This window comes from Bradyrhizobium jicamae (genome assembly GCF_001440395.1).
Classification (GTDB): domain Bacteria; phylum Pseudomonadota; class Alphaproteobacteria; order Rhizobiales; family Xanthobacteraceae; genus Bradyrhizobium; species Bradyrhizobium jicamae.
This window is the reverse complement of the sequence record NZ_LLXZ01000059.1, coordinates 34,519-47,170: the sequence shown is the minus strand read 5'-3', so window position 1 is coordinate 47,170 and position 12,652 is coordinate 34,519. Positions and strand designations below refer to the sequence as shown.

Below are 12,652 nucleotides of genomic sequence, written 5' to 3'. Positions count from 1 at the left end.
GGGTGAGGGTTGTCCCTCACCCTATCGGCAAACCAGTCGTCGATCGATCCCTTGGTTCAGCCGGCCATGCGCCTTTCGGTGATCGCTTTCGACTTGTCGAAATTGTTGGGCACTTCGATGTCGACTTCCAGCGTCGAGACCGTCTTGCCCCGATCCAGCTTGACGATCACCTTGTCCGGATCGAGCGCCACGTGTTTCGATATTACAGCGAGAATCTCCTCCCGCAGCGTGACCAGGAGGTCGGACTGACCGAGCAGCCCGCGCTCATGCGCCAGCAGAATCTGCAGCCGCTCCCGCGCAACGGGGGCGGACGCATTACGGCCGCCGAACAGCCGCAGCAGCCTCATGCTCATGCAGCCCTCCGTCCCAGCAGCCGGTTCATGAAGCCCCTGCGCTCGACCGGCACGACCATGGCGACTTGCTCGCCCATCAGGCGACGCGAGGCGTCGATATAGGCGCGGGCCGGCGCGCTGTCGGCATCGTTCAGGGTCACCGGCGTGCCGACGTTGGACGCTTTAAGCACGTCCTGGCTCTCTGGGATGATGCCGAGCAGCGGCGTCGCAAGGATTTCCAGGATGTCGTCGATATTGAGCATCTCGCCGCGCGCGGCGCGCGCCGGGTCGTAGCGGGTGATCAGCACGTGCTTCTCTACGCGTTCGCCGCGCTCCGCCCTCACCGTCTTCGAATCGAGCATGCCGATGATGCGGTCGGAATCGCGCACCGAGGAAACCTCGGGATTGGTGACGATGACGGCCTCGTCGGCATAGCGCATGGCGAGCGTCGCACCGCGCTCGATGCCCGCCGGACTGTCGCACAGGATCCAGTCGAACCGGCTCCTGAGCTCACCGATGACGCGGCCGACGCCCTCGTCGGTCAGCGCGTCCTTGTCGCGGGTCTGCGAAGCCGGCAGCAGCCAGAGATTTTCCAGTCGCTTGTCGCGGATCAAGGCCTGCGGCAGCTTGGCGACGCCCTGCACCACGTTGATGAGGTCGAACACCACGCGGCGTTCGGCGCCCATCACCAGATCGAGGTTGCGCAGGCCGACGTCGAAATCGACCACCACGACGCTTTGTCCGCCTTGCGCAAGCGCCGCGCCGAGTGCGGCGGTCGAGGTGGTTTTTCCAACGCCTCCCTTGCCTGAGGTAACGACCAGGACCTTGGCCATACTTGATCTCCTTAGAGCCGGTTAATTCAGCGGGGTAATTTTCATGGTGTCGCCTTCCAGCCAGGCCTGCGCCGGACGGTTGCGAAGCGAGTCGTCGATTTCTTCTGCAGTCTGGTAGTAGCCGTCGATCGCCAGCAGCTCGGCCTCGATCCTCTGGCAGTAGATTCGCGCGTTGGAATTGCCGTTGACGCCCGCCATCGCGCGACCGCGGAGCGTTCCGTAAACGTGGATCGATCCGCCGGCGACGATCTCTGCGCCCGACCCGACCGAACCCAACACCGTCACGTCGCCCTCCATGAAGACGATGGACTGGCCCGAGCGCACCGGAGTTTCGAGCAGGAGCGAGGTCGGTTTCGGCTTCTCGGGCTCCGACTTCTGCGCTGGCTCGTTTCGTGTGATTACGCAGGCGCGGCCGCCGGTCAGCAAGGGCGGCATGTTCGCCGCCAGGCGCTCTTCCTCAACGCCTTCGATGCCGAGGACACGGATGTTGCGCTCGCCGAGGCTGCCGAGCAGATGGGCGATGGCGGCGCTGCTGAGATCGACTGCGGAGAGATCGAGCACGATCGGCTTGCCGACGAAGTAGCCGGGCGAGCGCGCCAGCGTGGCGTCGATCTCGCCGAGCCAGTCCACGATCGGCACGACGGGGCTGAATACGAAAGCGACATACGAACGGCCGCGCAGCCGGACCAGTTGACGCGTGGTATCCGCTCGGACGTCCATGATGTTCGACTCGCCTTTCTTAGTGAATGGTTAAGAATCGACGAACTTGGTTAACGAGTAATTAATGGGAAAACCCGTGCTGCGCGCAGAAAACGGCGAACCCAGCGGCGAATCCGGCGCATTTGTGGCCGATTCTTGCTTTCAGCCTCGCCCGGTTGCGCGCCAAAGCCTTGAAAACAAGGATCTTGTGAGTTGTAGTTAACGAGAGCTCAACTTACTTTCGTCACGTTTCCGACCTAAATTCGTCCTCGCGCGGTTCCAACAAACTTATGTATGGCTGGCGGATTCCAGGGTCCGGCAGTTCATTCCGTCGGGCAGACGGGACATTTGCCGACAGGGGACGAGGGCAGTGGAAGCCGTGGGGAAGGTGTGGCCGCGGGATGTGATCCCGCAGACAGGTGACGTCGAACGGAAGGACGACGCCGCGCCCCCTGATGCAAATCTTCCAACCGCACTCGAGAGCGGACAGGAAGCGGGGGTGGACGATCCCGCGCGCCTGTTCCATGACCTGGAAGTCTTGTCCGACACGTCGACCGCCGTTTCGCCGCCAGACAATCCGCCGGGGCACCCGCCAAGCGTCATGAGGAGTGAGCGTATGAGTAGTGTGAGTGAGCAGGACCACATCAATCCCCGCGATCCCCTGTACTACGCGCCGCGCTCGCTACGTGAGCGGTCGGCGGTGCGCGACGCAAGCCCCGATACACCGTTCGCTTCGGCGTCATTCGATACCCAGCTCCAGAGCGCCGTATCCGATGCGCTGCGTCATCCCCTCGATCCGCAGGTCATGCACGAACCCGAGTCGCAGAAGGCATTGTGGACCGTCGCGGCGCGCTTCGCTGGCGCCATCGGCGTCGCCGCGCTCGTGGCGCTGTTCTTCGTCGTCGCCGTGCCGGGATCGCGGCAAAGCGACGGTGAGCCGTCGGCGTCCACCGGCATCGTACAGTCGATCAAGGCCGCCCTGTTCCAATCCGGCGAGAGCGCGTCAAAGCCCGCGCTCAGCGAGTTCCAGTCCCTGCTCGCTTCCACGCCGCCGAACGCTCCGGCATCGTCGGATCAGTCGCAATTGCTCAAGCAGTTCATGCAGTGGCACGAGAAGCCTGATCAGGCCGCGCCACAACGCACCACCCCATGATCCCAGGCGGCGGGCCGATAATGCCCGGCTTTCTGTGATCTTGTTCTCAAGGAGTTTGCCATGACCTCGCATCGGATCACCTTACTGGTCGGTGCCGTGCTCCTCGGCATCGCGGGCAGCGCCCAGGCAGCCGGCGAAATCGCGATCGTGCGCGATCTTGCAAGCCGCGTCGGTCCCGTGATCGGCTCGGCCCAAGCCTGCCGTGACATTGCGCGTCCCCGCATCCAGACCATCGTCGACAAGTTTTCTCAGGTAATCCGGGAGGCCTCGTCAAACGAGGCCGAGCGTTCCGATCTCACACAGGTGTTCGATCGCAGCGTCGCCGACGGCCGCACTGCCGTCAGCTCGGGCAAGATCGATTGCATCCGGGCCGACCGCCAGCTCGCTGATCTCGAGCGCTCGATCTCGGGACCGAGCCTCTCCAGCGTCATCGGTCCCTCGCCTGCCGCGGCGGCAACCGCCGCGAATGCGGCAACCGCGCCGACCGCCCCGGTTCCGACCGGTCCGCTGCCGCGCGGCATCGGCGAAAAGGAAATCCGCTTCGGCATCGCAGCCCCCTTCTCCGGCTCGGCCCGCGAGCTGGGACGCCAGATGAAACTCGGCATCGAAACCGCCTTCAACCGGATCAACGATGCCGGCGGCGTCGACGGGCGGATGCTGAAATTGTTCGCCGCCGACGACGGTTACGAGCCGTCGCGCACCCCCGAAGCCATGAAGCAGCTCTATGAAAAGGACCAGGTGTTCGGCATCGTCGGCAATGTCGGCACCCCGACCTCGGCGGTCGCGATTCCCTACGCGCTCGAACGCAGGATGCTGTTCTTCGGGGCCTTCACCGGTTCCAACATCCTGCGCAACGATCCGCCGGATCGCTACGTCTTCAACTATCGCGCCAGCTATGTTCAGGAAACCGACGCGGTCGTTCGTTACCTCGTCAAGATACGCCGGCTGCAGCCGCGCCAGATCGCGGTCTTTGCGCAGCAGGATTCGTACGGCGATTCCGGATTTGCAGGGGTCGCGAAGGCTTTCCGCTCCATGGGCGTGAACGACGGCTCCATCCTTCGGCTCAACTATGCGCGAAACACCGTCGACGTGGACGACGCCATCAATCAGTTGAAGCTCGCGAAGCCGCCGATCAAGGCGGTGGTCATGGTCGCGACCTATCGGGCCGCGGCAAGGTTCATCGAGAAGACGCGCGACGTCTATCCCGGCCTGATCTACTCCAACGTCTCGTTCGTCGGCTCCACCGCGCTTGCCGAAGAACTGAAGCTGCTGGGGCCACGTTACACGAACGGCGTGATCGTGACGCAGGTAGTGCCGGCGGTGTCGGGCTATTCATCCGCCGTGCTCGAATACAAGAACGCGCTCGCCAAGTATTTCCCAGGCGAGGCGCCCGACTACGTCTCGTTCGAAGGCTATGTCGCCGCCAACGTCCTCATCGCGGGCATCAAGCGAACCGGCCCACAGATCGATACGGAGAAGCTGATCGACACGCTGGAGACGATGCGCAATCTCGACCTCGGTCTCGGGACCCAGCTGAGCTTCGGCCGCTCCGAGCATCAGGCCTCGAACAAGGTGTGGGGCACCGCGCTCGATGAGAGCGGACGCTATCAGCCGCTCGAGCTCGAATGATCAAAACGCTACCAGTGCAGCCGCATCGTCAGGGCAATCATTGCGCCCTCGATGCGGCGCGCCGGCATTTCAGGAAACTTCAATCGCAAAAATTTGGACCTCGAGAGTTGTGTGGTGAGTATTTTAGTAAGCCTGCGTCGGATTGCGTTTTTACTTAGTGCCTTTTTCATAACAGCCGCCAACGCGGCCCCCGGCGACAAGATCGACCTCGTCCGCGATCTTGCCGGCCGCGTCGGACCGGTGATCGGTTCGGCGCTGTCCTGCCCCGATATTGCGCGGCCGCGGATCCAAACGGTCATCGAGAAATTTGCAGGCGTCATTCGCGATGCCGCCGCCGCCGAGGCGCAGCGCTCGGAACTCGCGCAATTGTTCGACCGCAGCGTTGCGGACGGTCGCAATGCAGTCGCGACGGGACGGATGGATTGCAAACTGGCGGAACGCCGACTCGCCGATCTCGAACAGTCGCTCAGCCCATCCGCGCCCGCGCCAGCCGCTCCCACCGCGCCGGCTTTCGCCCCGGCCCCGCCGCCCCCGGCGGTCAGCTTCGGAAATCCGGTCAGCACGGTCCGCGGCGTATCCGACAATGAAATCCGCTTCGGCATCACGGCGGCCTTCACCGGCCCGGTGCGGGAGCGCGGCCGCCAGATGAAGATCGGCATCGATACCGCATTCAACCGCGTCAACGATTCCGGCGGCATCGGGGGCCGGATGCTCAAGCTGATCGCTGCCGACGACGGCAACGAGCCGGCGCGCACGCTGCAGGCCGTACGGCAGCTCTACGAGAAGGATCAGATCTTCGGCATCATCGGCAGCATCGGCACGGCGACCGCCGCTGTGGCCGTGCCCTTTGCGCTGGAGCGGCGGATGCTGTTCTTCGGGGCGTATACCGGCGGCAACGTCGTGCGCCGCGATCCGCCCGACCGCTATGTCTTCAACTACCGCCCGAGCTATGCCGAGGAAGCCGACGCCGCGGTGCGCTATCTGGTGAAGATACGTCGCATCCCGGTCCGGCAGATCGCCGTGTTCGCCCAGCAGGACGATCTCGGCGATGCCGGCTTTGCCGGCGTCGCCAAGGCCTATCGCGCGCTCGGCATCAACGACAGCGCACTGCTGCGGCTCAACTACCCGCGCAACACCATCGAGGTCGACGAGGCCGTCAACCTGTTGCGGCTGCAGAAAGTGCCGGTCCGGGCGATCATCATGGCCGCCTCCTACCGGGCCGCCGCCAAGTTCATCGAGAAGACGCGCAACCTCTATCCCGAGATGATCTTCACCAGCATCTCCGGCGTCGGCGGCTCGTCGCTGGCCGAGGAGCTGAAGCTGCTGGGGCCGCGTTACACGACCGGCGTCCTCGTCACCCAGGTCGTGCCGGCGGTTTCAGGGCATTCGAGCGCGGTGCTCGAGTACAAGAATGCGTTGGCCAAATATTTCCCCGGCGAGGCGCCGGACTATGCCTCGCTGGAAGGCTTCGTCGCGGCCAGCATCCTGATCGACGCGCTCAAGCGTACCGGCGCGCAGCTCGATATCGAAAAGCTGGTCGATACGCTGGAGGCCACCCGCAATCTCGATCTCGGCCTCGGCGTACAGCTCGGCTTCGGCCGCTCCGACCACACGGCCTCGCACAAGATCTGGGGCACGGCGCTCGACGAGAGCGGCCGTTTCCAGCCGGTCGATCTTGAATAGGCCGCAGTCGAAAAGATAGCGGTACGCAGGTCAGCGCTTCTCGATGACGAGGCTCTGGATGGCGCGGCCGAAGTAGCCGCGCTGATCGGCAAGCCGCGCCATGGCGAGGCCTGCACCGTCGGGGCCAATCCACGAGTCGGCATCGAGCAGGATCCAGTCTCCCTCCGGCTCCCGCGAAAAATTCACCGTCAGATCGGCATTGAGGAAGGTCCACGCACGGAAATCCAGCACGGCCGAGGTGCCGTTGCAGAAATCTGCCGCCGCCATCGTCCGCATCGCCTCCGAAACGGCTGCGCCCTCCACGATCGGCCGGTCGACGCGATACCAGATCGCTCCGGGTCCCGGCACGCCGAAATGGCCGCGGGCAGCGCGCAGCGACATGCCGGTGACGAAAGGGCTCGAGGAGAAATCAACGTGCTCGACGCGCGACTCGTCCGGCCCCGGCAGTTCGACCGGCTCTATCGCGGCCTCGGGCGGCAATGCGTGGGTCTGCACCTTGATCTTCAGCACGGTCGCGCCGACCACAACGACACCGTTAGCCAGCAGCCTGACGGCGCAGAGCTGGATCTTGCGTCCCTCGCGCAGCACTTCGGTCTCGATGGTCAGCGCCGCCACCGGCACGGGGCGCATCAGGTCGACGGTCACGCGCGCGATACGCATGGCGACCGGCGTCGCTATCCGCTCCGCCGCCCACACCACCAGCGCCGCCGGCGGCGAACCATGCTGCATGCTCGGGTCCCATGGACCTGCCGCGAACGGACTGGTGACGACGTCGTTACCGTCGACGCGAAAGATGGCATCCATTGAATGAGAGGTCCTGTCGATCAAGGGAACAGCTTCTTGCCTGCTCGAGCGCGCCGAGTCGAGACCGCTGCAGGCAGGGCGCCGTGCGTCATTCGCGGGAGACAAAGAGCAAGGCAGCGCGTCAAATGAAGGCCATGCCGCCATTGAGGACGATGGTCTGTCCGGTCATGTAGCCGTTGCCGAGCACCATCGCGACGGCTTGCGCCACCTCATCGGCCTGGCCCATGCGACCGAGCGGGATGTTGCGCGCGAGGTCGGTGCGGCCGCCCATCATGTCGGTTTCGATGAGCGACGGCGCCACCGCGTTGACGGTGATGCCGTCCTTGACCAGCCGCGCCGCATAGCCGCGTGTAAGACCCTCCATGCCGGCCTTGGAGGCGTTGTAGTGCACGCCGATGGCGCCGGCGCCGCGCGCCGCGCCCGAGGAGATGTTGACGATGCGGCCCCATTTGCGTGCCCGCATCGTCGGCAGCACCGCCTGCGTGCACAGGAACGCCGATTTCAGGTTCACCGTGATGGTGCGATCGAAATCGTCTTCGGTGAGATCATCGACGCCGCGCACGATCGCCAGGCCGGCATTGTTGACGAGAATATCGACCGGGCCGAGCGCGGAAACGACCTGCTCGACCATGTGTGCCACGGCTGCAGCCTGCGAGACATCAGCCGCCACCGCGAACGCACGGCCGCCATTCGCCTTGATCCTGGCGACGACGGCCTCGGCATCCCCTGCCCGTTCGCGATAATTGACCGCGACGGCAGCGCCGGCCTCGGCCAGCGCGAGCGCGACCGCCGCACCAATGCCGCGGGACGCGCCCGTCACCAGCGCGACATGCGCGCCCAGATCCTGTCCGTTCGCCATCGCAAGCCTCTCCTGACGTCAAAAGCGGATGCAACCATACCATTCCGGAAGAGCCGGAGTCGAAGCGCGACCACGTGAATGGCGCCGGCAGAAAATCACGTGGCGTTCGACCCCACGCTCTCCAGAAACGCCTTGACGGTATCGACCGTTCCGGTGCGGGTTGCGACATAGCCGGGCAGGCTCGCGACCCCCTCCTGAAACTCGCGACCTTTCATGATGTCGAGAACGCGCTGCATCGGCTCGGTCTCCAGAAATGCGCGCTTGCAGACGAAGAAGTAATCCTCCGTCAGCAACCGGATGAAATCGAGCCCGAACTGCCGGGCCGCCGCCTCGACGCCGAAGCTGACATCCGCCATGCCGCTGGCGACATAGGCGGCGACGGCGGCATGAGTGAACTCCATCTGCTGCGCGCCGTTGATTTTGGCCTCGTCGATCCCACGCAGCGCCAGCAACTGGTCGAACAGCAGGCGCGTGCCGGAATCATGATCGCGATTGACGAAGCGCGCCTTGCGCTCGACGACGTCATCGAGCGTGTTGATGTCAAGCGGATTGCCGCGCTTGACCATCAGCCCCATCTCGCGCGTCACGAAACTGATCACGCGGTCCTCGCGCGGATCGAGCCATTCCCTGCAGGCGCGGATGCCCTGCGCGCGCAGTTCGCCGCGCGGCAGATGCACGCCGGAAAGATCGCAGGCGCCCTGCGCCAGCGACACCAGCGAATTCTGATTGCTGACATAGCGCAGATCGACGCCGATACCGGGCTCGCGGTCGAGCAATTCGCGCAATTTGGAGACCGCAAAGCCGTGGCTGGCGTGCACCCGGATCACGGACGGACGTTGATGCAGGAAGGGCTTGATCTCGGTTGCGAGTTCCTGCGCGAGATTTTCAAGCTGCGGACCGAGACGGGCCTGCATGCGCTCCCCGGCCCACACCAGTTTTTCGCCGAAGGCGGTCAGCACCGTGCCCTTGCCGCGATGGGTCTCGACCAGCGGCACCCCGAAAAAGTCGGACCACTGCTCGACCAGATTCCAGACATGCCGATAGGAAAGCTGGGCGTGCTTCGCCGCATTGGTGAGTTTTCCGGTCTTCCGGATCTCGTTGAGAACGCCGAGCATCACCACCGCGGTCTGCGGGCTGCCTTCCTTGTGAAAGCGCCAGACGGTCTCGATCTCAATGTGGTGCATCGACGACAACCTATGAAATGGACTGCATATATCCACGAACCATAGGCAGATCATATCATATTTACTGCTGGAAATAACCTCCTAAGTTCTAGGACAACAAGCGGAGGAAATATGATGTCGATTGCATATGATTATTCGCGTGAGCCGATCCCTGTCGCGCCCTCGGCCAAGCCGCGGCTGCTGCTGATCGACGGCCAGCACGTCCCGTCCGTTTCCGGGCGCACGTTCAAGACGCTCAATCCCGCCACCGAACAGGTCATCGCTACCGTCGCGGAAGGCAACGAGGTCGACGTCGATCGTGCGGTCGCGGCAGCCCGCCGTGCCTTCGAGGAGCCGTGGCGCAGCATGCGCGCCTCCGAGCGCGGCCAGATCCTGCTCCGGCTCGTCGACCTGATGAAAGCGCACGCGGAAGAAATCGCGGCGCTCGAAAGTCTCGACGCCGGCAAGCCGATCGCGGGCGTGCTGCGGCAGGATCTCCCCGCCGCCATCGATACGCTGACCTATTATGCGGGCTGGGCGGACAAGATCTCTGGCGAGGTGGTCTCGACGCGGGATGACGCGCTGACCTACACCGTGCGCGAACCGGTCGGCGTGGTCGCGGCGATCGTTCCCTGGAATTTCCCGCTGATGATCGGGATGTGGAAACTGGCGCCCGCGCTGGCCTGCGGCTGCACCATCGTAATGAAGCCCGCGGAGCTGACCTCGCTCTCCGCGTTGCGGATCGGCGAGCTGGCGCTTCAAGCCGGCCTGCCGCCGGGCGTGCTCAACATCGTCACCGGTCCCGGCCGGGTGGTCGGCGACGCGCTGGTCAATCATCCTGATGTGGACAAGGTGACGTTCACGGGCTCGCCGGGCGTCGGCCGCGGCATCCTGCGCGGCGCGGCCGGCAACTTCAAACGCGTGTCGCTCGAGCTCGGCGGCAAGTCCGCCAACGTGATCTTCGACGACGCGGATATCGAGGCGGCCAGCAAGGCGGCGGCATCAGGGATCTTCTTCAATGCCGGCCAGGTCTGCTCCGCCGGTTCGCGCGTGCTCGCCCACGAGAAGGTCTACGACGAGGTGGTCGAGCGGCTGACGCAGCGCGCGAAGGCAATCCGCATCGGCGACCCCGCCGACCGCGCCACCGCCATGGGGCCGGTCATCTCCGAGAAGCAGATGAAGAGCATTCTCGACTATGTCGATATCGGCCGCAACGAAGGCGCCTTTCTGACCACCGGCGGCGAGCGCGTCGGCGACCGCGGCTACTTCATCAGCCCCGCCGTGTTCGCCAATGTCAAACACGAGATGCGCATCTCGCAGGAAGAAATCTTCGGGCCTGTGGTGAGCGTAATCAAATTCAGCGATGAAGCGGACGCGCTGCGCATCGCCAATGGCACGGCCTACAGCCTTGCCGCCGGCGTCTGGAGCCGCGACATCGGACGCGTGCAGCGCTTCGCGAAGAAGGCGAATGCCGGCACGGTCTGGATCAACACCTACGGCTATACCGATGTGCGACTGCCATGGGGCGGCGTGCGCGATTCCGGCCTCGGCCGCGAGCACGGCACGGCCGCGCTGGAGAATTTCACCGAGCCGAAGGCGGTGTGGATGAATCTGAACGTGTGAGCGCCACACGTTATCGCCAAAGCCTGTACCTCCAAGGCCGGCCTTGGCCGCCCTCTCCCCGCAAGGGAGAGGGCGTCAGTCTATTCAGAGCGCGGGGTCGACCGCCTCGTCATATTCCTTCTTGAACCGGGCGATCAGTTCAGCCGCCGGCACCACCTTGCCGATGCCGCCGATACCCTGGCCCGAGCCCCAGATCTCCTTCCATGCCTTCGGCTTGGTTCGCTCCCCGGAGGCGTCGGTGCCGAAGCTCATCTTGGAGGCATCGGAGGTCGGCAGTTCGTCTGGATTGAGGCCGGCCTTGACGATGGACGGCTTGAGGTAATTGCCGTGCACGCCGGTGAACAGGTTGGAATAGACGATGTCTTCCGCCGACGAGGACGTGATCATCTCCTTGTAGGCCTCGACCGCGTTGGCTTCCTCGGTCGCGATGAAGGCCGAGCCGATATAGGCAAAGTCGGCGCCGAGAATGCGCGCCGCGCGAATGGCGCGGCCATTGGCGATCGCGCCCGACAGCGCGATCGGACCGTCGAACCAGGAGCGCGTCTCCTCGACGAAGGCGAGCGGCGAGATCGTGCCGGCATGGCCGCCGGCGCCAGCCGCGACCAGGACAAGGCCGTCGGCGCCCTTCTCGACCGCCTTGTGCGCGAATTTCTGGTTGATGACGTCGTGGAAGACGATGCCGCCCCAATTATGCGCGGCCTTGTTGAGGTCCTCGCGCGCGCCGAGCGAGGTGATCAGCATCGGCACCTTGTACTTCTCGCAGGCCGCGAGGTCGTGATCGAGCCGGTTGTTGGACTTGTGGACGATCTGGTTCACCGCGAATGGCGCCGACGGCCGCTCCGGATGCGCCTTGTCGTAAGCCGCGAGTTCTTCCGTGATCCGCGCCAGCCACTCGTCGAGCAGCGATGCAGGGCGCGCATTCAGCGCCGGAAACGATCCGACCACGCCGGCCTTGCACTGGGCGATCACGAGATCAGGCACGGAGATGATGAACAGCGGCGACCCGATCACGGGTATCGACAGGCGGCCCTTGAACAGCGCGGGCATGGACATACGAAGCGATCCTTCAGGTTCATTCGAGCGAGTGAGGCATCGCCGTAGAGATGCCGGGCATCATACCAACAAGGCAATCTTTCCAGTGTCAAGTATTGCGTTTTTGCGCTGCCGCGTTGAGTTTTCCGCAACCCGGCCTTCCCGCGCCAACGCCTTGTTTGCTCAAGATCTTCTTTTCCCGCATCATGAGCCAGGCGGGACTTTCGGCATCATACGCTACTGGCAGAGCGCCCGCGTCACATAATTTTCGGTCTTGCAGTCGCCGGGCTGGCGCTTGTAGCCCGGCACGTACACTTTCGGCGAGCATTTCTCGGCGGCATCGGTATCGAGGCTCTTGCCTTCCTTGTAGCCCTTGCTCTGGCACAGCCGGTCGGCGCCGGCCTTGCAGTCCGGCGCGCCGTTGGCAGCCACCAGGCACGCCGCCCGCCCGCTCACCATGATCGAGGGCCTGGCGAGGTTCGACAGAGCGTCGCCGCCACCTTTGTTGGCCGCGTCGTCCGTGGTTTCGGCCGGACTCTTCAGCGGCGGCAGCAGCGATTTGGATTTCTCGAACAGTTTTCCGATTTCGTTGATCAGGCCGGGGTTTTCGTCGCGCGGGGACGGAGGCGGCTCGATCTGCTGCGGCTCGGGCCGGGCCGGCACCGATTGCTGGGCGGGCGACTGCAGGCCTAGCGAAGGCTGCGGGGTGCCCTGCGGCCAGCCGGCCTCGGGAGCGAACGCCAGCATGGGCGCAACGAGGCCCGCAGTCGCCAGTTGCGTCCTGCATAACTTCATCAAACGGCCGACTGAACCGGGCATGGGACCGACCGTAACGTGAAGCC

The 12,652-nt window shown here is 64.5% G+C and carries 12 protein-coding genes; 4 read left to right on the top strand and 8 right to left on the bottom strand.

Annotated features, from left to right (window positions below):
• Window positions 1–56: 56 nt before the first annotated feature.
• Genes minE through minC form a run of 3 tightly spaced genes read right to left on the bottom strand, consistent with a single transcriptional unit; the run spans window position 57 to window position 1,885 of the window.
• Window positions 57–353 carry a cell division topological specificity factor MinE gene (gene minE, locus CQ12_RS09490; RefSeq protein ID WP_187399268.1) on the bottom strand — a complete coding sequence of 99 codons (297 nt, stop codon included), beginning with the start codon at window positions 351–353 and terminating at the stop codon, window positions 57–59.
• A complete protein-coding gene (gene minD, locus CQ12_RS09485) occupies window positions 350–1,165 on the bottom strand; it encodes a septum site-determining protein MinD (protein ID WP_057835040.1) in 816 nt (271 codons plus the stop codon). Before minD ends, minE begins: the two co-directional genes overlap by 4 nt.
• A gap of 21 nt (window positions 1,166–1,186) precedes the next feature.
• The gene (gene minC / locus CQ12_RS09480; RefSeq protein WP_057835039.1) at window positions 1,187–1,885 is read right to left on the bottom strand and encodes a septum site-determining protein MinC; all 699 of its coding nucleotides are present in this window, start codon (window positions 1,883–1,885) and stop codon (window positions 1,187–1,189) included.
• Between the two features lie 595 nt (window positions 1,886–2,480).
• Here minC and CQ12_RS44950 point away from each other — a divergent pair.
• From CQ12_RS44950 to CQ12_RS09465, 3 genes are all read left to right on the top strand, one after another.
• Window positions 2,481–3,017 (top strand): hypothetical protein, encoded by a 537-nt coding sequence (locus tag CQ12_RS44950; protein WP_063799711.1) that lies wholly within the window; start codon window positions 2,481–2,483, stop codon window positions 3,015–3,017.
• A gap of 60 nt (window positions 3,018–3,077) precedes the next feature.
• The gene (locus CQ12_RS09470) at window positions 3,078–4,646 is read left to right on the top strand and encodes an ABC transporter substrate-binding protein (RefSeq protein WP_245309822.1); all 1,569 of its coding nucleotides are present in this window, start codon (window positions 3,078–3,080) and stop codon (window positions 4,644–4,646) included.
• A gap of 114 nt (window positions 4,647–4,760) precedes the next feature.
• Window positions 4,761–6,329 (top strand): ABC transporter substrate-binding protein, encoded by a 1,569-nt coding sequence (locus tag CQ12_RS09465; protein ID WP_245309820.1) that lies wholly within the window; start codon window positions 4,761–4,763, stop codon window positions 6,327–6,329.
• Between the two features lie 30 nt (window positions 6,330–6,359).
• On the opposite strand, the gene CQ12_RS09460 is transcribed toward CQ12_RS09465, so the two are convergent.
• The 3 genes from CQ12_RS09460 to CQ12_RS09450 form a co-directional block, all read right to left on the bottom strand.
• Complete coding sequence (locus tag CQ12_RS09460; protein ID WP_057835037.1) at window positions 6,360–7,133, bottom strand: thioesterase family protein; 774 nt, start codon at window positions 7,131–7,133, stop codon at window positions 6,360–6,362.
• 121 nt (window positions 7,134–7,254) lie between these two features.
• Window positions 7,255–7,992 (bottom strand): SDR family NAD(P)-dependent oxidoreductase, encoded by a 738-nt coding sequence (locus CQ12_RS09455; protein WP_057835036.1) that lies wholly within the window; start codon window positions 7,990–7,992, stop codon window positions 7,255–7,257.
• Window positions 7,993–8,087: 95 nt separating this feature from the next.
• Window positions 8,088–9,176: a substrate-binding domain-containing protein gene (locus CQ12_RS09450; protein WP_057835035.1), complete on the bottom strand. Its 1,089-nt coding sequence runs from the start codon at window positions 9,174–9,176 to the stop codon at window positions 8,088–8,090.
• Window positions 9,177–9,290: 114 nt separating this feature from the next.
• Between CQ12_RS09450 and CQ12_RS09445 the strand changes: the two genes are divergently transcribed.
• Entirely contained in the window at window positions 9,291–10,778 is a 1,488-nt protein-coding gene (locus CQ12_RS09445) for an aldehyde dehydrogenase family protein (RefSeq protein WP_057835109.1), read from the top strand.
• A gap of 84 nt (window positions 10,779–10,862) precedes the next feature.
• Here the strand turns inward: CQ12_RS09445 and CQ12_RS09440 are convergent, their stop codons facing one another.
• Both CQ12_RS09440 and CQ12_RS09435 read right to left on the bottom strand, forming a co-directional pair.
• On the bottom strand, window positions 10,863–11,831 hold the full coding sequence (locus CQ12_RS09440; protein WP_057835034.1) for an NAD(P)H-dependent flavin oxidoreductase: 969 nt from the start codon (window positions 11,829–11,831) through the stop codon (window positions 10,863–10,865).
• A 216-nt stretch (window positions 11,832–12,047) separates the two neighbouring features.
• Window positions 12,048–12,605, bottom strand: a complete 558-nt coding sequence (locus CQ12_RS09435) for a hypothetical protein (protein ID WP_157088103.1) — start codon at window positions 12,603–12,605, stop codon at window positions 12,048–12,050.
• Window positions 12,606–12,652 lie beyond the last annotated feature (47 nt).